Consider the following 21175-nt stretch of genomic DNA (forward strand, 5'->3'; position numbering starts at 1 on the left):
ACTACTTCAAGATCTTATCTTTAAATTTATATATAAGAGAAATTAGTGCATTACTTTTGTTTTTTATAAAGAATTGATATAGAGGTCTATTGGCTCTTTTATATGACATATATTGCTTTATATGATTCATATCTTCTACAATGAAAGAAAGACAATCAGAAACATTAACGGATACTGAATTTATTTCACATACCTTATTTTTAGAAGAGCTAACTGAAAATAGCGAAACCAGTCCAAATGGACTAATAGAACTATCACCATTACTTTTAAGTACTCGTATACTTTTTTCTGAGTCAATGTCGTTTGATTTTTCGATATAAAAACTATCTGTTATTATGAAATCGGCAGATATATCGTGAAATTGATTCTCTGTATTGGCAGACCTTATATAACAAAATTCACTTGAAGATATTTTTATCTTACTATTGTGATAAGACCAACTATGTATGCCGATGACTCTCTTATCTTTTCCTACTGACACCTCAACTGGGTTATCTATGACATTTACCTTTTCATAAAAAATGCTATTTTTATTTTCAAATTTTTCCAAAGAAAAATCACTATGTATATGAAACTCTTCCTCGCATATATTATTTCTTTTTATAGAAAGATTTTCAAATAAACTGATTAATCTCTTACCTATTTCATACATATGTCTATCTAGCGGATGATCTAAATTATTAAAATAGAAAAACGATGACAATTCATTACATTCAAAGTAACTATCTACATCCAAATAATCAAGTCCATAATAATTAATCCAATGCTTATGCATAGAATTTATTTTCTGAGCGTTCTTAAACTTGGGAGTTTGAAGTGGAAGTAAAATAACCACCACTCTACAACCAGTAGTAGATAACTCTCGGTATAATCTTTTTATATTAATCTCTATATCAGACAAGCTAATATTTAAAATATTATGGATGTGAAAATCATTTACATTTGATTCGCTAATTATTAGGCTTGACTTTTTAATATCTTCATGATGTCTTACTAGTTCGTATAGGTTTTGTAAACTGCTTGTAGCTCCTAATGCGTAACATTTTAAACATTCATCAGATAAAGCCTTTCTCAACCCGTTTTTTTTTATTGAATTGCTTCCTCCTAATAAAACTATATCAATCATTTTTATTGCAAAACTCCTCATATTCCTCGGGTACCCCGCAGAATATAACACTTTCTCTTGGTATTAAATTATAGTGTATTATCTTCCCTTTTTGTAACAGATTGTTATACAACGGAGCTACGTACAATTCGCCTTGCTCCCACTCATCTTTAGGTTTACTGATATAATCATAATAAGCAGAAAAATAGTCGTCCATAGACTTAAAGTGATATAGACCGGTACAACAGAGGTCCGATATGGCTTTCTTTTCAGCAGTTTGTATAACAACCGTGGAGTTATCTGACGCTGATTTTGCAAATGACCAGTTCGAACCTGTTCCCTTAAAGACTTCAAGAAAGCCGTCGCTCAATTGAGTTAGATCAGGATATACAAAATTAGGTCGAAAAGTATCAATATTGAAAATAGTGATAGGACAGTCACCACTGAATCTAGATTTTTTCTTCCATTCCGTAATACCTAGAGTGACAGTTTCAGCTTGTCCTCGCGTTTCCTCATGAAGTTCTACAATGTTAAAACTTTTAATACCAAGGAGTTTAACTTGGTTTTCAACAAATGCTGGTGTTTCGTAAACGTCTCGTACAATAAATATAAAGTGCTCATTTTCAAAGTAATTGAGAAAACTTTCGACTGCGTGAGCAAAAAGTGTTTTCCCGTGAGCTGTTAACATATATTTTGGCTTTTTATAGCCCGCTCGAAAAAAATCTTGAACTTAGGCCAGCCATCGGTATCACTATCATAATTTACAATCTTTTCATAATGTTATAAATTCTAAATGCATTCGCAAATAGTGCCTTTTGACGATTATTATCATCGCTATGCAAAGGTAACATTGATAAAAACAGTTGAATTTGCATAGCCATTAGCGAAACATCAGTGAGACCAAACTCTTCAACTACGAGCTTAACAAAGTGTTTTTGAATAAGCTTATGTTGTGACGGTACATCAATCTGAAACTGTATATTCCTGTTCTCTAACTTGATGTCAAAATAGCCTGCGATTATCCAATCATACATGCCTAAAATTGAGTGCCCTAACTTCGCAATATCATATCTAATGTCACCGTATATAGTAAGCTCTCCATTTGTTGTCAAACCTCTAGGATCTATGGTTTTTATACGGTTAGTTCTAAAATCATACAATATATTACTAAAGCAAAAGTCGCCATGTAAAACACTTATAGGCCAGTCATCGTTAATGATTGGTAGATGCTTTTGACTTCTCTCTAAAATTGTTTTTAGAGATACCGGAGGCTCATTATTGAAATACCATTCATCTTCAATATTTATATTATGTTCTTGGCAGTAGCATAATAGCCTCTGAGTTGTCTTTTCTCCGAGTAAATCATTTAATCTATTTACGGGTTCATTTTTAGACGCAGATTCCTGTAAGCAACTTTTTAGGAACTTAACGGTACCTATAAGTATCTGTTCCCAAATAGTTGCTGGTAACTCACTGAAAACATACAGCTCACTTAATGATGTTTGATGTAAGTACTCTAAACGATACGAGACTCTATCATCATTTTGAGTACTACCAAGAAACTGTGGTATGTAGCTACGCAGAGTAAGTGGTAAGTTTAAGAACCAGTTGGCTTCAGCAGCGATCTTGCGGTTTTTAAAAGAAGACTTTTCAACCCAATCTGCGGTAATTTTTAAATCGTTAAACACCCGTTGAGTAGTATAGCTCGCTTTACTACGATAGTAGGTATTCACGTGTCCAAAATCTAGCCAATCATCTGAAAAAACAGATGTCAAACCAACCCTATCGTGATATTTGTTTAACCCTTCTAGAAACTGCCAGTTACTTTGAGTTATTGATTTTATTAGTTGTCTCGGACTACTAAACTTAAAATACCCGCTTACAACTCCACTATGTGAATCAGGATCAAGTCTATTATCGCAATCTTTCAACCATTGCATACTATCATTTGTTACGATCGCCCAGTTATAGCTATCTGTAACTTCTGAAACGCTGATAATGTCATCACCAACTGGCAGCTCAGTAAATAATGTATCTCCGAATAATACATGTAACGGCGTATCTAATGGGTGATCGGATAGATTGAGAGATGCGACAAGTGACGCACCGAGTGATAAACCATCAGGTGCACGAACAACATCAATACCATGATTATCTAACCATTTCATATCAATCTTAGAAATTAAATAGGATTCAGGAACCGAAAGACAAACTTTAACTCCTTGGGGTGCTAGGTTAACCTGATGTTGAAATAGACGTCTATTTCCTAAAGGTAAAAAACTAGGAGGTATTTTTCCAAACTCTGATTGTATCTCAGGCCCTACGTATGCTGCTGACATAATCAAGAACATACGTTTTCCTTTTTCAATAACTTATTAACTTCGTCAAATGACAATTTAGCGAATTCTGATGGTCTAATAGCCCGATCATCGATGTAAAACCCTTCATTTCCGCACCATGGTTTACCGACAATTATTTCATCGTACGGCACTGAATGCTTATCCAGCCATTCAATAATAGTAGGAAGAGTATGTATATTTATCTTGCCGACGTTTCTATCATATGTTCTCATATTTCTTGCCGTCGAAATTACGATCTCAAATCCAGATAACTTATATTCTTTTAACTTATTGATTACATGCATATTTGGTGAAACATTCTTGTAGTCATTTGTATCCAATAATGTCAAGGTTCCGTCTAAATCGACAATTAATCTTTTCATATATTCTAGCCCATATTAAAACATTGGTTACCAAGAAAAAGTAATTTACACCCCTAGTATCTCTCCGAATAAAAAACTACCCCGATCTTTGGTAGATAAAATTGGATCAATACCTCTCGGCCATTTTATTTTAATATCAGGGTCATTCCACATGATAGAAACTTCAGCTCGCGGGTTGTAATAATCCGTGCATTTATAAACAAATTCAGCCTCATCGCTTGTCACATAAAAACCATGCGCAAAACCTTCAGGAATCCACAATTGGCGTTTATTTTCAGCAGATAGATATTCACCTACCCATTGACCAAAAGTTGGTGAGCCTCGACGTATGTCGACAGCTACATCAAACACTTCTCCCGACACCACCCTTACCAACTTACCTTGAGTATTTTCAGTTTGATAATGTAAGCCTCGCAAAATTCCTTTTTTTGATTTTGAGTGGTTATCTTGCACAAACTGAGTTGGTTTTCCCGTTACTAATTCTTCAAACCGCTTTTGGTTCCATGTTTCCATAAAGAAACCGCGTTCATCACCAAAAACGGTTGGCTCAATAATTTTTATATCAGGGATTTTCGTATCAATAACTTTCATCGTTTTAATTACTTATAAGCTTGAATGTTGTTTAATGCAGTCAGCCAATCGCTTGGCTTAATACCAAATTGTTTTTCTATTTTAAAACAATCTAATCTGGAATTTGCGGGGCGTTTGGCTGGTGTTGGGTAAGCTGATGTAGGAATGGAAGAAAGTGTAGGTATTTTCGCTAGAACCTGCTGTTGTTCCGCGGCCGTAAAAATCGCTGATGCAAAACCAAACCAGCTGGCGTACGGCATTCCAGAAAAATGATATACGCCCCACTTTGTGTCCTTACCTTGTTCAACATGTTGAATCATAGTAATCAACGCACCAGCAACATCTCCCGCATAAGTTGGGCCGCCAAACTGATCGCCTACTATACTCAGCTCATCACGACTTTCTGCAACACGAAGCATAGTTTTTACAAAGTTAGTACCATGCTCACCAAAAACCCAAGCAGTACGTAAAATCAGATACTTAGGGCAGGCTTCTGCTATAGCTCGCTCCCCTGCTAATTTACTCTGCCCATACACGCTTTTTGGACCAGTTTTATCACTTTCTTTATATGGGTTGCCACCATCACCATCGAATACATAGTCGGTTGATATGTGCAACAGTACAGCACCGATCTCTTTAGCAACTTGCGCTAAGTTGAGCGGGCCATTGCGGTTAACAGCATATGAAAGCTCTATTTCCTGCTCAGCGCGATCAACAGCTGTATACGCTGCTGCATTAATAATATAATTCGGTTTAAACTCAGATACGATGCTGAATACAGCTTCTCTGTCTGTAATATCTAACCGTTTAGAGTCTAAGGCCAATACTTCAGCTTCAGCTATTAAACGTTCGGTAAGGCAAGAACCCACTTGGCCATTACATCCAGTAATTAATACTTTCATTCTAATTTCGGGTTACTTTATTAATGAGTCTAAGTATTGACCATAGCCATTTTTAAGCATTGGTTTTGCAATCGCCTCTAATTGTTTGTTAGTTAGCCAACCATTGCGCCAAGCAATTTCCTCTAAACAGGCCACTTTTAAACCTTGCACATTTTCAATAGTTTGAACAAAAGAAGAAGCTTGGTGTAAGCTTTCATGAGTACCTGTATCTAACCACGCAAAGCCTCGACCTAATAGTTCTACATTCAGCGAGCCATCATTGAGATACATTTCATTGAGGGCCGTAATTTCTAACTCTCCGCGGGCAGAGGGTTTCACTTGTTTTGCCATTTCCACTACGCGGTTATCGTAAAAGTACAAACCTGTTACTGCGTAGTTTGATTTCGGCTTTAATGGTTTTTCTTCAATTGAAATGGCTTTCATCTCTTGGTCGAACTCTACCACACCAAATCGTTCAGGATCTTTCACCTGATAACCAAATACCGTCGCAATCCCTTGGGCAGTCAAGTCGCATGCACGCTTCAATTGTCTACCAAATGACTGGCCATAAAAAATATTGTCGCCTAGTACCAAACACGCGGAATCATCACCAATAAACTCTTCACCGATAATAAAAGCTTGTGCCAACCCATCAGGACTAGGCTGGATGGCATATTGCAAATGAAGCCCAAAATCTGAACCATCTCCTAGTAATCGTTTGAAGCTATCTTGATCCTCTGGTGTGGTAATAATTAATATCTCTCGAATACCCGCTAACATTAATACTGATATTGGATAGTAAATCATAGGTTTATCATAGACAGGTAAAAGCTGTTTTGATACCCCACGGGTAATAGGGTAAAGCCTTGTGCCCGATCCACCAGCAAGAATAATACCTTTCATTAAGTATAAGTCCTAGGTTTCTAGATCCGAGGTTTTAGAGAAAAACTAGAACAACAGATCAAAAATTTGAAAATGCTATAAGTTAGTTTGCGCCGAGCCGCTCGCAAGAATAGGAACCGTCTAGCACTCGAAGTCCACCATTCCTGATTGACTAGGTACCACTCAACCGTTTTTCGAATACCTGATTCAAAGGTTTCTTGTGGTTTCCAACCTAACTCACGCTCAATCTTGCTCGCATCGATGGCGTAGCGAACATCATGGCCTGGGCGGTCTTTTACGTAAGTGATAAGGTCTAGATATTGAGCTACACCTTGGGGCTTATTTGGTACCAACTCTTCAAGCAGCGAACAAATCTTTTTCACCACTTCAATATTGGCTTTCTCGTTATGGCCACCGATATTGTAAGTTTCACCCACTTCTCCTTCCGTAACCACTTTGTACAGTGCACGGGCATGATCTTCAACAAATAGCCAATCGCGAATTTGCATGCCATCGCCATAAACAGGCAGCGCTTTACCTTCTAACGCATTGAGAATCATCAGAGGAATGAGTTTTTCGGGGAAATGGTACGGTCCGTAATTGTTCGAGCAGTTGGTGACTATAGTTGGTAAACCGTAAGTACGCAACCACGCACGGACCAAGTGATCACTCGATGCTTTGGACGCAGAATAAGGGCTACTTGGTGAGTAGGAGGTAGTTTCGGTAAATAGGTCGTCTGTGCCCTCTAAATCACCATACACTTCATCGGTAGAGACATGGTGGAAGCGAAACGTAGCTTTGCGCTCACCGTCCAAGGTATTCCAATAACTACGTGCTGCTTCTAATAAAGTGTATGTACCAACAATATTGGTTTCAATAAAAGCGGCAGGCCCATCGATAGAGCGGTCTACGTGAGATTCAGCAGCCAAATGCATCACTGCATCAGGCTGATATGTTGAAAATATGCGGTCAAGGCCTAAACGGTCACAGATATCTAGCTGTTCAAAATAGTAACGTCGATCACTCTGTACCGATATTAGTGACTCAAGGTTACCAGCATAAGTAAGCTTATCAACATTAATTACACTATCTTGCGTATTTGTAATTATATGCCTCACTAAGGCAGAACCAATAAAACCGGCACCACCAGTAACCAATATTTTTCTCATCAGGAGAAAGCTCCTTGTTATAATAAAAAACAGTAATAGCAAAAAAACTCTTAACTTCAAACAATAATCCACTTTACTTTCTACAAAAACCAGGTAGCTAAAATAAAAATGAATTTAACCCCATTAAAAGCCCTAACTTTCACTAATCCAATAATATACTAATAGCAAATAATAAAACCAATTTTAGTGTTATATAAAATCGCGACTATAGGGTTCTGATTTAATCTCATCACTTTGCCATTATCTGTAAGAAGCGCGATGTGAAATCGGGCCTACAAGGTTTGCTTTATCATTGTCCGCCAGAAGCGCAATATAAAATCGCGCCTACAGGGTTCTGGCTTGATTCGGCCGCTTTGCCATTGTCTGTTAGAGGCGCGACAAAAAAATCGCGCCTACAGGGTTCTGGTTTTACTCGGCTGCTTTGCGATTATCTGTTAGAAGCGCGATATAAAATCGCGCCTACAGGGTGCTGGTTTTATTCGGCCGCTTTGCGATTCGCTGTTAGAGGTGCGATGTAAAATCGCGCCTGCAGGGCGCTGGTTTTACTTGGCCGCTTTGCCATTGTCTGTAAGAAGCGCGATATAAAATCGCGCCTACAAAGTTCTGGGTTTATCTGGCAGCTTTGCCATTGTCAGCTGGAAGCGCGATGCAAAATCGCGCCTACAGGGTTTTGGTTTTATTCGGCTGCTTTGCGATTCTCTGTTAGAAGCGCGATATAAAATCGCACCTACAGGGTTTTGAGTTAAGACTTGTCTGATTTATATTCGTAGTTGTAGTAATAACCGTAGTAACCGTAGGCGTTAGATGCCTTACGTAATACACCGTTAAATACCACGCCTTTAATATCTACGCCATTTTGCTCAAAGCGGTTGCGGGTTACTTCCAGCTCTTTTGCATGGGTTTGACCATATCGGGTAACCAAGAGTGTACAGCCTGCGTGGGCACTGACAATAGCAGGGTCGGTTACCGCTAAAATTGGCGGGGTATCGATAATCACTAAATCGTACAGTTTGCTTACTTCTTCTACCAAACGGGTAAAGTTAGCATGCATTAAAAGCTCACTTGGGTTGGGTGGTATTTGCCCACGAGTAATGACATCAAGCCCAGCAACTTGCGAGTGCTTTATAATTTGTTCGAGTGTCAGGCGGTTTGATAGATAATCACTTAAACCGTTGCCCCACTCCATACCAAACTGAGTTTGCAAGTATCCTTTACGCATATCTGAGTCTATTACCAGCACTCGCTTGCCACTTTGCGCTAGTACCGTGGCAAGGTTTACCGAAACAAATGATTTACCCACACCTGGGCTTGGACCAGAGATTGAAATAATATTGTTTTTTGCTTCAAGTAACGCAAAGTGCAGGCTAGTACGCAGGCTTCGCATTGCTTCAATCGAAAGGTCAGCCGGGTTATCTACCGCCAGTATTGAGCGCGCCTTACCCTCTTTTTTACCTTTACGTACTTTACTAAAGCCGGTGAGTTTATCTTGGTATTCAGAATATGGAATGCTGGCATAAACTGGAATACCTAGCGCTTCAATATCACCCGGGTCTTCAATACCACGGTGTAATGCGCGCTGAATAAGCACAATGGCAACGGCCAACATACCGCCTAGCATAGTGGCCATTACTACTATCAAGGCTTTTTTCGGTTTAACTGGTTTTGAACGGTTAACTTCAGCAGAGTCAATCACCCGCACGTTACCCACAGTTCCGGCCCGTACTATATCCAGCTCTTGGGTTTTACCCAGTAATAAAGTGTAGATTTGGTTGTTTACTTCAACATCGCGCGTTAGGCGCAGTAACTCTTGTTGTGTTTCTGGCAGGTTACTTACTTCACTGGTCAGTTTGCGCTTTTGTTCTTTTACAACTGCAATTTGCTCCTGCATACCTTGGTAAGTTGGGTGGTCCTTTTTAAATTTACGACCAAGCTCTAAGCGCTTTAGCTCTAACTCTTGCAATTTGGTATCCAGCTCAACTACTTGGGTTAGTACGCCTTGGGTTTCTAAACTAATATCGACTGAGCGCTGTTTAACCTTATAGTTGTTAAACTTTTGCTCTGCGGCTTCTAGCTCCTTCTTTACCTCAGGTAGTTGTACTTCTAAAAACTCTAGTGACTTTTGTGCTTCAGCACTATTACGCTCAACATTGCGGCGTACATAAATATCGGCCACTTTATCTAGCACTTTTTGTGCGTAATGGGAGTTTTCATGTTGAAATGCGAGGTTAATAATGCCGGAATCTTTACCCTTTTCACTGGCGTTGATATCGGCTTGCAAGTCTAAAATGGTGTTTAGTCTATCGCGTTTTACCAATAAAAACTCGGTGCCTTCGTTGGCAATTAAGGTTTTAACTGTAAGAATAAACGCGCCTTGCTCTATTTGTTCGCCAATTGGCCCTGCTAGGATTTGCTCACCGTCTGCATCTAATAGCGCAACTTGCTCATTGCCCAAAGCCTGCAAAGTAAACTCTGCACCAATGGCATAGCTTGGTACTTCAAATTTAAAGATTTCAACTTGCTCGCCGCCCCACGCGTATGAGCTTGCACCAAAAGTGGGTTCAGCTAACTCACCGACTTGCTTAACATGGAAGCTTCTAAACGCACGTCCGCCAATAATTGGGAATAACTTGGGTTCTGCAACTATATCAAGTTTAAGTGAATCAACCGCTTCACCAATCACACTGCGTGATTTAAGCAGTTCTATCTCAGTTACTGCTGCAGAGGTACTTTCAAACATCCCCGACACATCATCAAACCCGGGTACTGATGAGGACTTTTCCTCAACTTGGATCATGGCTGTTGCTTGGTAAATTGGTGTTGAGAACACGGCATAGGCAATACCGACGAACGCGAATAGTAGCGTAACCAACACAATAAATAATTTACGGTCTAACAATGCGCCAATTAGCGCCATCAGATCGATTTCTTGAACATCATTTTGCTGAGGTTTAGTTGGGCTATTCATCATAACTGGAGGAGGAACATTCATACTCCCTGATCCCTATAAATATTTTTGCCAGGCATTGCAGGCGCTGTCAATTAACTGGTATACGTGCTCAAAGGCTTCTTGGCTTTGCTTATATGGGTCGGGAACGTCTTTATCACCTAGCCATTTACCAAGTAAAAAGGTTTTGCCACGCGCTTGTGGGTAACGGGTGCAGAGGTCACTTAAGTGGCGCTGCTCCATCACTAAAATCACCGCGTTTTGCGCCACTAAGCTACTGTTTAGCTGGCGCCCTGTGTGAACACTTAAATCTACCCCATGCTTGGCTGCAATTTGCTGAGCCATCGCATCGGCTGGCTTGCCTTCCATAGCTGTCAGCCCTGCTGAGCTAACCGCTATGTTTTTCCCTTCGAGCTTTTGTTTTAGTACATATTCTGCGGTTGGGCTTCGGCAAATATTGCCTGCACACACCACTAAAACTGAATCAAACATAAAGATCCCTTAGTTTCCGAGATTATCTACACGCTCTACAGCTGTTACAGAAGGCAATAATAAGCTAATTACACGATTCCAGCGAGCAACCGGTGCTGAAGTTACATAAACGATATCGCTTGGTTGTAATCTAAATTTATCTGCAAGAACTAACGCAGTGATACTTTTAGCATCAAGTTGGTACACATCAGCAAGCACCCCTTCTTTTTCGAGGTCTCGTTTGCGCAGAACAAAGACGCCGCTTGCATTTGCAGTGTTTTCGTTTAGACCGCCAGATTCACTCAACGCTTGTGCCAAGCTCAGCCCGTAACGATTAATGCCCACAGTGCCTGATTTCTTAACGTCCCCTAACACAAACACATTTTGTTGGTCATTGCGCGCAATGTGAACAATATCACCATGTTTTAGCAAGCGGTTTTTAGATACATCGCCTTGCTCATAAAAATCATTTATGGCGATTACTTCTGTCTTATCACCACGTGTAAAGGTGACTGACGTCCAATCCGCGTTTTCAGTAAGTCCACCAGCCTGATTAATCGCATCGATTAAAGTCATTGGTACTTCTGTGATGGGAAATACACCGGGTTTTGTGACTGCACCAGTTACATAAGTACGTTGACTGCGAAAACCAACCACTTTGACATCCACTTGTGGATTCTCAATAACTCGGCTCAATCGTTTCACCAACTCAGCCCGCACTTCAGCGATTGTTTTGCCTTCTGCTTGAATATTTGGAGCATACGCATAAGAAATCGTGCCATCAGCCTGAACACGGAAGCCGTCGAATTCGGCAGTACGTTGCACGGCTGCCGGAATCGTCAACTCAGGATGATCCCAAACACCGATAGTAAGCACGTCACCCACACCTAGCCGGTATTCGTATTTGCTTATATCTAGAGCTTGAGTTTTGCCGGCCTTTCTATTGACCGTCTGGCGCGAATTCTCAAGCGCGATCAACTCAGAATCAATGAGTTGAATATTTACTTTATCGAGTTCATTTTGATATTGCTCAGCGTTCGACGAAGACTCAATCCCTTCAAAATGACTGCCAGGGATAATGTTACAGCCACCTAAAGTAAAGGTAATGAAGGTTGCTAGGAGTGTTTTACAACGTAAATCCATAACGTTTCCTAAGTTATTCTTTTTACTTTTGTTAAGTAATTTATGATATTCGTAAAATTAAACCACGCATCCCATCATGGGGCAAGCAGACAAAGTACTGAAATACATATACCAATGAACATTGCACAAAACTCATCCAACACGTAACTATGTTGATTGATTTCTTTGTTTTTACATGGAAATAGTCAGCGCCTACAGGACAAATCCTACAACGTAGGCGCGACTATACACCGTGCCGGTGTTCTTTCTCGTTGACCATTCGATCAACGTTTCGATTTTCAGCCCTATTGAGCTTGATTCGCTTTGGAGATATTGGAATTTATAGTTATTACATCCGCAACAGACACGCTACCGCCCCTAGGTTGCAGCCCCCAGATGCTGATTTTGTTTCTATAAATTGTTTTCAAAGTTTTCTTTGGACTAGTCGGTATAGTATCTAATTGCTGTATTAGTCGAGTTTAGTTATATCGCTATTCTTAACGCTAATTTTTACATCTTTGTTAAGCAGATTTAGAAGCAGAATGCAGCGCTTGTCTCCATCAGGTTCGAAATAAATCGCTTCAAGTGTTTTATATGACTCATTGTGTATGATGACTTTGTCACCACTAAAAGGTAATTCATCGATGGTGTTATCAGAAGGATTTACTGCCTTTAAATCATCAATTAATTGTTCTGACACTACTTGATAATTGGCACCAAACATCACGAATGAGGAAACACCTCGAGTATTTTTGACCTGAGAAAATGACCCAGAGTCGCAATCTAACGCTACAAAAAGATAGTTTGGGAATAATGGTTTTTCTGTGACCACACGTTTACCGCGCGAGAGTCTAGAGTGAAAATGTGCAGGAAAAAAGGATTCTATACCTTGATTGGCAAGGTTTTCGAGCGCTCGCTGCTCTTGTTTTGGTTTGCAATAGAGCAAATACCACTTTTTCATTTCTTCTTACATCCAATGTAATTCCCTGAAGAGGGTATTTTACACTTTCTTACAGTTTAAACAATCAGAGTGAGGGATGAGATTTCACATGACCTTTCACCCCAAAGAGTGAGCAATTATGCAGCAAAGCAAAATAACTCAAACAATAAAAGCGAGGGTGATTAATTGCTGTGAAATTTAGTAGAATTCAAATTAGGACAATCAACAGCTAGCTTTTAATATAGTAAAAGCCAGCTAGAAAAAAGCTTACGACTGGTTTTCGCTCGCTATCATGAGCGTAATCAATTCCAACTGTCGCTCGCTAAGCTCTTTAGAAAATTCAATGGAAAAAAGATTTAGTCTTTATTGAACAGATCCCTAGTATAGACTTTCTCTACCACATCCTCTAACTCTGTAAACATACGATTAGAGACGATAACGTCGCGGCGCTTTTTAAATTCGCTCAAATCACGGATAACTTCCGAGCGATAAAATTCAGATTCTCTTAATTCAGGTTCAAAAACGACGACAGTGATCCCTTTAGCCTTTAATCGTTTCATCACGCCTTGAACAGACGATGCTCTGAAATTGTCCGAACCCGATTTCATGATTAGTCTATAAATCCCCACGACATTCGGATTGCGTTTCAGAATACTATTAGCGATGAAATCTTTACGAGTTGTATTAGCGTCAACTATTGCTCGAATAAGATTGTTAGGTACATCTTCGTAGTTTGCCAAAAGTTGTTTCGTGTCTTTTGGTAGACAATAACCACCATAGCCAAACGAAGGATTATTGTAATGATTCCCTATTCTTGGGTCTAACCCCACTCCTTGAATAATCTGACGACTGTCAAGTCCATGACTTTCTGCGTAGCTGTCTAATTCATTAAAGAACGCAACACGCATAGCCAAGTATGTATTCGAGAAAAGCTTAATAGCTTCGGCTTCAGTTGAGTCAGTAAATAACACCTCGATGTGTTCTTTATGTGCACCTTGTTCAAGTAAGTTTGCGAATATTTTTGCATCCTCACACTGCGCACCAACAATAATACGAGACGGGTATAAATTATCGTAAAGCGCTTTGCCTTCGCGCAAAAACTCAGGTGAAAATATAATTTTAAGAGCAGGAAATTGCTCTCTTACACGCTTCGTATAACCTACAGGAATTGTTGATTTTATCACAACTGTAGCGCAGCTATTGATGGCGTTGAGGTCTGCTAAGACCGATTCTACCGTTTTAGTATTAAAGTAATTAGTAGCAGGGTCATAATCAGTAGGAGTAGAGATAATCACGTAGGATGCATTCGAGTAAGCATCGTGTTTATCTGTCGTCGCCCTAAAATTAAGCGCTTTATTTTCTAAGAACTCTTCAATTTCTTTATCTACGATAGGAGACATGCCGCAGTTCAATTTAGCTACTTTAGCTGCATCTATATCACACGCCACAACTTCATTGTGCTGTGCGAGTAATAGTGCATTAGATAGGCCTACGTACCCCGTACCTGCTACTGCGATTTTCATAAAAAATCCCTTTATTAATGTTAGTTTGTTATTCGATTGACAAAAGTTACGACAATAATCGTTAACATTCCCTAAACAAAAAACTTTTAGCAAAAAATTATTGAAGATTATAAACAATATCGATGTCACTATAAAACTAGTTGTTTAGAAGTCTCATTAGTTATTTGCGACTGGTTTTGTAATTACGTTGCACTTTTAAGATGCTCTATAACTTTTTCAATATCGGGTAGTACCTTTCTGAAAAGTACGCATTCAACCCAAAATAAAACATTCCACTACATAATGTTGAAAATGCAGCACCATGGAGACCATATTGAGGAATTAACGCTAGGTTCAAGCCTATATTAACAAATCCTACAAACACATTTAGTATAGCCAGCAACGAGGTCTTTTTAACAATGCTGAGGCCTGGGAAAAACGCATATGCTCCTTGTATAACAACAGCGAGAGCGAGTAAAGGCATCAGAATGTTGACTTGTTCATACCCCTCACCTATCAATATTTGGATAAGAATAGGGCTGATAAAATAAAGCGCCAATACGCCTAATAAACCGAGTAGCAGATAACCTTTTAATAATTTGCGTAGCTTTGCACGTGTTTCAGGCTTGTTATGATTACTGTATGTCAGTGGCGCAAGTGCGCTTTGTATACCCACCATTACCAATGTCAATATCGATGCAAATCTAGCGGCTACGCCGTATTCTCCCAAGTCTGCTAAGGTCATCATTTCTTTTATCATGACTTTATCAACCAAAGTTGCAGCAATAACTCCAATACTAGAGAAGACAAGAGGCCATGAAAATACGAGCATTTCTTTGAGTATAGGTAGACTTGGTTTTGCTGCGATATTTCGAAATTGGTAACCCCCGTTGAATACGCCAATGCTAAGCTGCCCAACAATAAGACCTAATATAACGCCATAAAAACCTAATTTGAATTGTGCTAGGAATACCCAGCTCACAACGGCTGTAAGTGCAGCACAAGCAGCTGATGCAATGGTTGCTTGCTTAGATTGCAACATGGCACGTTGAAAAACTGTGGTGATGTACATCAAGCTCATCGAAAAATACGCTAATGTAGCCCAAAGTAAAATGTTGCTGTTGTTGAATGGAGCATCTAGGACTAACGCGGCGATAGGATCTTTGAGTACAAGCACTACTAAAGTAAGTAAAAGGTAACCAACGAGAAGAAAAGCAAGTGCCGTCGACATGTATTGCCGCTGCACATAGGTATTATGTGAACTCTCCGGCACAAACCGAACCACCGCTTGAGCGAGCTCTAACGTGATAACAACCGTCACTACCATACCAATGGTAATAAGGTAATCAAACAATCCAAACTCAGCTTTTGATAAGTAACTGAGGTAGATTGGCAGCATGATAAAGCCAATACCTTTGGTAAAGAGTCCTGCCAAGGTGTAAAGCACCGAATCTTTAAGAAAACGTTTAATCATTAAGCTGACTCAGCGTGGTTATCTGCTTCAAGCTCATTTATAACGTTATTTATATAGTCTGCACTGTATTCATAGGTGCAATATTTGAGCACCCAATCCGTGCCTTTATTGGCTTGCTGCTGTAGCTCGGCCATAGGGCTTTCTAGCTGCGCTTTCAAGTTTTGGTAAATACGCCAATACGGCGTCACTACCCAAGCATCATTCGCACCGTCAAATAATGTTGGCTCAATATCCCGATCTGCTGAAGTTAACAATACAGCATTATTCATCATGGTTTCGATACCAAATACCCCAGGAACGAACGCATAAAACTCGTTCAACACAATATGTGCCCGAGCTAATGACTCAAGCACAACCGAATTTGGCACACCGATCAGCTCAATGTACTCAAAATCATAGCCTTCTTCTTGCAATTGCTTAATTGCGGCGCGAACAATTGGAGTACCTTTAATAATGGGCGAAGACGGTGCATGCACAATCACTTTCCGAGTGCCTTCTTTAAATTTCTCTGGAAAAAAGTGCGTTTGATCTTTGTCAGCAAAGTACAAAAATGGGTGGCAGTCACGTTTTATATAGGTTAATTGATCTACAATAGGGTTGAAAATCGCACTCGCGTATTTATCTGCAGCTTCAGCCGCTTTTTTGCGTACAAGCTCGTTTGCTGGTAAGTCGATTCCTTTGTGCGAAATATGCTGATAACTAGTGATCACGTCCATGTTGTGCTGCTTTGAGAATTCGCGAGTCAGATCAAATGAGCGAATATCAGAACCTGTAAAATAACAAATTACATTACAGCCCAGTTTTTTCAGTGTTTTAAATTCAAAGGCACGACCATCCAACTCCCTGCATAAAAACCCTGGTGCGCTCATATAAATAAAATTTTTATATTGCGGCGCTAGATACCCGAGCAATAGAGGTGTGATGTAGGCATTGAATTTACGCGTAATTGCATATTTACCAATATGATAGTCGTAGTTGAACTTATAGTAAGGGTTATTGGCAACATTCACTGTTACCGAATTAGGAAGTGCCTGCCCGAGAGAATATAGAATAGAGGCTATTTCTTCGTTACCTATGACTGTGCCTTGCTTTTTCCGTCCCCAAAAAGCGATACGAAACACAGAAAGCGATACCAAAAACAGCAGTTTTTGTATCGCAAACTTCAGTCTAAATTTGAACAACCGACTATTCCTCGTCCTTAATCACTTCGTGAGGAAGCGTGTACTTCATATAGAAGCTCCATGGAATAAGACCTGCTTTTGCCATCATGAAAAAGAATGGGCGCATACGCTCAAAAGTCTTTTTGTAGTTTTTGAAGTCAGTGTAGTATTTTTTCGGTTGAGTCATTAGCTTATCAAATTCTGCGGCTGACAACCCTAAGCGTTTCTTGTAATACTCGACTAAACCTTCTTCAATATGTGGCTCTTCGTTCATTAATGCCAAAGCTTCGTCGCGCGTCATACGGCCATCGCGACAGTATGCAGAATAGCCAACAATACGGAAATCGCTCTTCCAACGTTTTGGGAAAAAGTAACTGTGGAAAAACGCAGCGGTACGGTTTTCTAGGTGATGACCACCGTACCACGTCCAACCATAGTCTTTAGTCAACATCTCTTTTGCTGCTTCTTTATCATAATCAAGATAATAGAGGGGACGCACTGACTTAATTTGGTTAAACAACATCCATTTTAACTGTTTATGAAGCCACAAATTTGGGAAGGTCTTCATTGGTAACTTACCAAATTGCTTGTGTACGCTTTCAATGTACTTGGCATCCATATAAATCCAGCCCATCGGCGCAGAACCTTCGGTCCTAAATGAATGACCGTCGATTTTATACTTAATACCATACTTTTCAGCAGCCATGTTCATCGTTGTCGCCAAACCAATGTCGGTTGGACACTCAATGTCACGTACACCCGCTTTTAAAAACGACAATACGATGTCATCAAATTCTTTAGCATCAACAACATGAGTATAAAGATCAATACCAAGTTTATCTGTCACAGCATGAATATTCTGCGTTGCAATCGTCGAGTTCCAGGTATTATCAAAATGCACTGCAAGCAAACGTAGACCGTATTTTTGGGTCATTAGATGCATTAAATAGGAAGAATCGCAGCCACCTGATACACCGATAAGTGCATCATATTTTTTACCTTTACCCGCGGCTTTCATCTCGTCAACAAGTCGTTGCAGTTCAAGCTCACCACGCTCGTCATTAGGAAACTGTTGTTCTAAGTCTTCTATTTGACGACAATAATTACAAATACCTTCATTATCAAAAGCGATATTGGGTACTTTTTCGTCATAGATACAACGTTGACAAATCTGTGAGACTCATTACTTATCCTAATAACTCTGTTAATTCTTTAATTTTTGGGAATTTAATTAAAACACCCATATCCTTTGATTGAAATACCGCCATACTACCAAGGGCTACCGCTGAAGCGTGACCTTCCTTGACGGCAGCTTTTATGTCGCTGAGCTTACCCGCACCACCTAAAGCAACTACTGGCACCTGAGTATTATCGGATACCGTGCGCAGCAACGTAGTATCGAAACCAGTCCACGTTCCTTCATTGTCAATGTTGTTGACGACTATTTCACCAACGCCAATATCATTAAGTAGGGTAATCATCTCTGTTAATGAATGTTTTTGGCGTGTTTTTCCATTGTGCGTGTAGACACAATAACGCTTTCTAAAACGAGATTTCTTAACGTCTATCGTGGCGATGATGCTCTGAGCACCATAAATTTCAATAGCTTGGCGAACGATTTCAGGATTTTCGAATAATAAGGAACTCACTGAAACCTTTTCGACCCCTAGATAAAACAGCTTACGAAAATCTTCGAGTGTCTTAACGCCGCCACCGTAGCAAATGGGCATAAAGCACTCTGAGACTATTTGTTTAATCAAATCGAATTGAATAGCTTTTCGCTCGCTCGATGCGCGAATATCAATAAGCACTAGTTCATCAACTTCCATCTGATTATAAATTCGGCAAGAGTTAGACGCATCACCTACATAACGAGGCGCTTTAAATTGTGTGGTTTTCACCAACCCTTCACCGTCTAGCAGCAAAGCTGGCATTACGCGAGTTCGTAGCATTATATGTTCTCGATGAAGTTTTTAAGTAAGCGCATGCCAAACTTATGGCTTTTTTCTGGGTGGAATTGCACACCCCACACATTGTCTTTGTGCACTGCGCAGACAAACTCGTAACCATAATGACAAGTCATTAACTGGTTTTCTGGCGGTACATGATTAGCGTGAAAAGAGTGCACAAAGTAAAAACGAGACTCTTCAGCCCAATCGTTAAATATTGGGTGTTCACCAACCGGGTTTACCACGTTCCATCCCATGTGCGGGATACGTAGCTTACGCTCAGGGTTGATTGGGTCTTTATGGCTTTGGTCGAATTTAAAGCGAGTTACACTACCAGGAATTAATCCTAGCGCTTCTTTGTTACCCTCTTCGCTTTCTTTAAATAGCAGTTGCATCCCTAAACAGATGCCAAGTAAAGGGGTCTTATTTTCAAGTACAGCTTCATAAATCGCAGGCTTTAAGCCACTCGCATTGAGGTTGGTAACACCATTATTCCAATGCCCTACCCCAGGAAAAATCAGTTTATCTGCAGCAAGGACTTCTTCGGGTGTCGTAATAATTTTAGCATCATGGCCGATGTGCTTAATAATATTTACAACCGAACCAATATTTCCCATTTGGCAATCTATAACCGATATCATTCATTCACCTGATATTTGTAACTGTCACCTACGATGCGTGCAGGCGTTCCATATGCTGTACTGTTACTTGGAATGTCTATCATGACTAAACTATTAGCACCAATCACTACATTGTCACCAATCGTTACACCTTTAGCAATAATCGAATTAGGGCCTAAGTAACAATTATTGCCGATTTGAGTTGGGGATTGAGCAATAGGTGCTTTGCCACCAGTAAGAGAGCGGTTCACTGTATCGTGAGTATAAATTTGTACACCAGCAGAAATTGAACAGTGCGAACCAATGCTTAACCCTCCGCCACTGCCATCAAGGATAGTACTTGGTCCAATCCAAGTTTGTTCGCCTACCGTAACATCACCGAGTACCAAACTACTGTCATAAATACTCGTCCCTTCACCAAAACCAAGTAATTTAGCCTTTTCCCAACGGTCGACTATCACATCACCAAAGGGCAGGACGCGATTGTAGCGCTCTTTAAAAAAAGAGCGCGGCTACTAAAAAGGCTTTTAATGCGTCCAGCATAATTAGCTTTTTAACACCTCAGTTAAAACAGCTATCACTTGGTCAACATCAGCTAACGTCATATGTTCGTGCATTGGCAATGCTAAACCTTGACGATATAACTCGTTACCATTTGGGTTAAATTCAGTGGAGTTATGTGGGTGAGCAAAAAGCCCTAGCGCACTCATGCTTTGTGCCCCTAAGTTGGATTCGATGCCCTTTGCTCTAAGTGCAGTAATGACATTTGCTCTTTCAATCGAACTCGCCAAAACCACCATGTAGGTTTGTACGCTATGGCCAGGTTGGATAGTAGGAAGACGCAATAAACCGTCGCTTACTAATGCTTCAAGTTGTTGTGTGTAATGGGCTGCAAGCGTATGGCGAACTGCTATCCAATCATTTAAAGATGGAAGAATCGAGCGACCAATCGCAGATTGGAAGTTCGTTAAACGGTAGTTTAGGCCGACACACTTAAATTCAATCCCAGTATCCGTTCGTACCATACCGTGATTGCGGATAAGCGCAGCTTTTTCGTAAAGCGCAGTATCATTGGTGGTAATGGCACCACCTTCACCTGTCGTTAGGGTTTTACGTGGATGAAATGAAAAACAACCAAACTCAGCAGCACTACCGACCATGATGTCGTCGTCTTTAGCACCCAACGCACATGCCGCGTCTTCAACTAAAAACAACCCGTTGGCTTTTGCTAAATCACGGTACACTTTCAAGTTTTTAGGATTACCGAACTCTAATACTGGCATGATTGCTTTTAATGTTTCCGGCCCTTGCCAATTTTCAATCGCGGCTTCAAGTTGAGTTGGATCTAAATTGTAAGAATCAGGTTCAACGTCAACAATAATTGCCTTCGCACCAGTCATTTCAACAATATTAGCAGTCGCAGTAAACGTGAAATCAGGAACAATAACTGCGTCACCAGGGCCAATCCCTAGAGCAAGCAGCGCGACATGGAGCGCTGCTGTACCATTGCTCACAACCAAGGCATGCTTTACACCTAGGTACTCTGCAAGTTCTTGTTCAAACTTAATGCCTTCTTCACCATGAACCAACATACCACTACGTAGGATCTCTCCTACTCTCTCGATTGCTGATTCTGGAATTTGCGGTTGTGATAGCTTGATCAT

The 21175-nt window shown here is 40.2% G+C and carries 20 protein-coding genes and 1 pseudogene; 1 reads left to right on the top strand and 20 read right to left on the bottom strand.

Annotated features, from left to right (window positions below):
- Position 1: 1 nt before the first annotated feature.
- The 8 genes and pseudogenes from J5O05_RS07040 to rfbB form a co-directional block, all read right to left on the bottom strand.
- Positions 2-1126, bottom strand: coding sequence for a hypothetical protein (locus J5O05_RS07040; RefSeq protein ID WP_208844176.1), 1125 nt, complete (start codon positions 1124-1126; stop codon positions 2-4).
- A complete protein-coding gene (locus tag J5O05_RS07045; protein WP_244369896.1) occupies positions 1119-1793 on the bottom strand; it encodes a glycosyltransferase family protein in 675 nt (224 codons plus the stop codon). Before J5O05_RS07045 ends, J5O05_RS07040 begins: the two co-directional genes overlap by 8 nt.
- A gap of 73 nt (positions 1794-1866) precedes the next feature.
- Positions 1867-3456, bottom strand: a complete 1590-nt coding sequence (locus J5O05_RS07050; RefSeq protein ID WP_208844177.1) for a capsular biosynthesis protein — start codon at positions 3454-3456, stop codon at positions 1867-1869.
- Positions 3447-3827: an HAD-IIIC family phosphatase gene (locus J5O05_RS07055; RefSeq protein ID WP_208844178.1), complete on the bottom strand. Its 381-nt coding sequence runs from the start codon at positions 3825-3827 to the stop codon at positions 3447-3449. Before J5O05_RS07055 ends, J5O05_RS07050 begins: the two co-directional genes overlap by 10 nt.
- A gap of 45 nt (positions 3828-3872) precedes the next feature.
- A complete protein-coding gene (rfbC, locus tag J5O05_RS07060) occupies positions 3873-4418 on the bottom strand; it encodes a dTDP-4-dehydrorhamnose 3,5-epimerase (RefSeq protein ID WP_208844179.1) in 546 nt (181 codons plus the stop codon).
- Positions 4419-4426: 8 nt separating this feature from the next.
- Positions 4427-5299, bottom strand: coding sequence for a dTDP-4-dehydrorhamnose reductase (gene rfbD, locus J5O05_RS07065; protein ID WP_208844180.1), 873 nt, complete (start codon positions 5297-5299; stop codon positions 4427-4429).
- 12 nt (positions 5300-5311) lie between these two features.
- A complete protein-coding gene (gene rfbA, locus J5O05_RS07070) occupies positions 5312-6181 on the bottom strand; it encodes a glucose-1-phosphate thymidylyltransferase RfbA (protein ID WP_208844181.1) in 870 nt (289 codons plus the stop codon).
- 82 nt (positions 6182-6263) lie between these two features.
- A pseudogene (rfbB, locus tag J5O05_RS07075) lies at positions 6264-7329 on the bottom strand (dTDP-glucose 4,6-dehydratase).
- Between the two features lie 260 nt (positions 7330-7589).
- Here rfbB and J5O05_RS07080 point away from each other — a divergent pair.
- Positions 7590-7847: a hypothetical protein gene (locus tag J5O05_RS07080; protein WP_208844182.1), complete on the top strand. Its 258-nt coding sequence runs from the start codon at positions 7590-7592 to the stop codon at positions 7845-7847.
- A gap of 224 nt (positions 7848-8071) precedes the next feature.
- Here the strand turns inward: J5O05_RS07080 and J5O05_RS07085 are convergent, their stop codons facing one another.
- The 12 genes from J5O05_RS07085 to J5O05_RS07140 form a co-directional block, all read right to left on the bottom strand.
- A complete protein-coding gene (locus J5O05_RS07085; protein ID WP_208844183.1) occupies positions 8072-10318 on the bottom strand; it encodes a polysaccharide biosynthesis tyrosine autokinase in 2247 nt (748 codons plus the stop codon).
- Between the two features lie 12 nt (positions 10319-10330).
- The gene (locus J5O05_RS07090) at positions 10331-10765 is read right to left on the bottom strand and encodes a low molecular weight protein-tyrosine-phosphatase (RefSeq protein ID WP_208844184.1); all 435 of its coding nucleotides are present in this window, start codon (positions 10763-10765) and stop codon (positions 10331-10333) included.
- Between the two features lie 9 nt (positions 10766-10774).
- Positions 10775-11887 (bottom strand): polysaccharide export protein, encoded by a 1113-nt coding sequence (locus J5O05_RS07095; protein WP_208844185.1) that lies wholly within the window; start codon positions 11885-11887, stop codon positions 10775-10777.
- Positions 11888-12335: 448 nt separating this feature from the next.
- Positions 12336-12827 (bottom strand): transcription/translation regulatory transformer protein RfaH, encoded by a 492-nt coding sequence (gene rfaH / locus J5O05_RS07100; protein ID WP_208844186.1) that lies wholly within the window; start codon positions 12825-12827, stop codon positions 12336-12338.
- A 335-nt stretch (positions 12828-13162) separates the two neighbouring features.
- The gene (locus tag J5O05_RS07105) at positions 13163-14329 is read right to left on the bottom strand and encodes a nucleotide sugar dehydrogenase (protein ID WP_208844187.1); all 1167 of its coding nucleotides are present in this window, start codon (positions 14327-14329) and stop codon (positions 13163-13165) included.
- A gap of 205 nt (positions 14330-14534) precedes the next feature.
- A complete protein-coding gene (locus J5O05_RS07110; RefSeq protein WP_208844188.1) occupies positions 14535-15782 on the bottom strand; it encodes an oligosaccharide flippase family protein in 1248 nt (415 codons plus the stop codon).
- The gene (locus J5O05_RS07115; protein ID WP_208844189.1) at positions 15782-16963 is read right to left on the bottom strand and encodes a hypothetical protein; all 1182 of its coding nucleotides are present in this window, start codon (positions 16961-16963) and stop codon (positions 15782-15784) included. Before J5O05_RS07115 ends, J5O05_RS07110 begins: the two co-directional genes overlap by 1 nt.
- A 4-nt stretch (positions 16964-16967) precedes the next feature.
- Positions 16968-18113: an N-acetyl sugar amidotransferase gene (locus J5O05_RS07120; protein ID WP_208844487.1), complete on the bottom strand. Its 1146-nt coding sequence runs from the start codon at positions 18111-18113 to the stop codon at positions 16968-16970.
- A 16-nt stretch (positions 18114-18129) separates the two neighbouring features.
- The gene (locus tag J5O05_RS07125) at positions 18130-18894 is read right to left on the bottom strand and encodes an AglZ/HisF2 family acetamidino modification protein (protein WP_208844190.1); all 765 of its coding nucleotides are present in this window, start codon (positions 18892-18894) and stop codon (positions 18130-18132) included.
- Entirely contained in the window at positions 18894-19532 is a 639-nt protein-coding gene (gene hisH, locus J5O05_RS07130; RefSeq protein WP_208844191.1) for an imidazole glycerol phosphate synthase subunit HisH, read from the bottom strand. The genes J5O05_RS07125 and hisH overlap by 1 nt, the downstream gene beginning before the upstream one ends.
- Positions 19529-19972, bottom strand: coding sequence for an acyltransferase (locus J5O05_RS07135; RefSeq protein WP_208844192.1), 444 nt, complete (start codon positions 19970-19972; stop codon positions 19529-19531). Before J5O05_RS07135 ends, hisH begins: the two co-directional genes overlap by 4 nt.
- A gap of 84 nt (positions 19973-20056) precedes the next feature.
- Positions 20057-21175, bottom strand: coding sequence for a DegT/DnrJ/EryC1/StrS family aminotransferase (locus J5O05_RS07140; RefSeq protein ID WP_208844193.1), 1119 nt, complete (start codon positions 21173-21175; stop codon positions 20057-20059).

Source organism: Pseudoalteromonas xiamenensis, from assembly GCF_017638925.1.
Taxonomy (GTDB): domain Bacteria; phylum Pseudomonadota; class Gammaproteobacteria; order Enterobacterales; family Alteromonadaceae; genus Pseudoalteromonas; species Pseudoalteromonas xiamenensis.

Coding starts and splice junctions, on each gene's coding strand:
- J5O05_RS07040 (WP_208844176.1), bottom strand. CDS start 1,126: ATGATTGATATAGTTTTATTAGGAGGAAGCAATTCAATAAAAAAAAAC.
- J5O05_RS07045 (WP_244369896.1), bottom strand. CDS start 1,793: ATGTTAACAGCTCACGGGAAAACACTTTTTGCTCACGCAGTCGAAAGT.
- J5O05_RS07050 (WP_208844177.1), bottom strand. CDS start 3,456: ATGTTCTTGATTATGTCAGCAGCATACGTAGGGCCTGAGATACAATCA.
- J5O05_RS07055 (WP_208844178.1), bottom strand. CDS start 3,827: ATGAAAAGATTAATTGTCGATTTAGACGGAACCTTGACATTATTGGAT.
- rfbC (WP_208844179.1), bottom strand. CDS start 4,418: ATGAAAGTTATTGATACGAAAATCCCTGATATAAAAATTATTGAGCCA.
- rfbD (WP_208844180.1), bottom strand. CDS start 5,299: ATGAAAGTATTAATTACTGGATGTAATGGCCAAGTGGGTTCTTGCCTT.
- rfbA (WP_208844181.1), bottom strand. CDS start 6,181: ATGAAAGGTATTATTCTTGCTGGTGGATCGGGCACAAGGCTTTACCCT.
- J5O05_RS07085 (WP_208844183.1), bottom strand. CDS start 10,318: ATGAATGTTCCTCCTCCAGTTATGATGAATAGCCCAACTAAACCTCAG.
- J5O05_RS07090 (WP_208844184.1), bottom strand. CDS start 10,765: ATGTTTGATTCAGTTTTAGTGGTGTGTGCAGGCAATATTTGCCGAAGC.
- J5O05_RS07095 (WP_208844185.1), bottom strand. CDS start 11,887: ATGGATTTACGTTGTAAAACACTCCTAGCAACCTTCATTACCTTTACT.
- rfaH (WP_208844186.1), bottom strand. CDS start 12,827: ATGAAAAAGTGGTATTTGCTCTATTGCAAACCAAAACAAGAGCAGCGA.
- J5O05_RS07105 (WP_208844187.1), bottom strand. CDS start 14,329: ATGAAAATCGCAGTAGCAGGTACGGGGTACGTAGGCCTATCTAATGCA.
- J5O05_RS07110 (WP_208844188.1), bottom strand. CDS start 15,782: ATGATTAAACGTTTTCTTAAAGATTCGGTGCTTTACACCTTGGCAGGA.
- J5O05_RS07125 (WP_208844190.1), bottom strand. CDS start 18,894: ATGCTACGAACTCGCGTAATGCCAGCTTTGCTGCTAGACGGTGAAGGG.
- hisH (WP_208844191.1), bottom strand. CDS start 19,532: ATGATATCGGTTATAGATTGCCAAATGGGAAATATTGGTTCGGTTGTA.
- J5O05_RS07140 (WP_208844193.1), bottom strand. CDS start 21,175: ATGATCAAGCTATCACAACCGCAAATTCCAGAATCAGCAATCGAGAGA.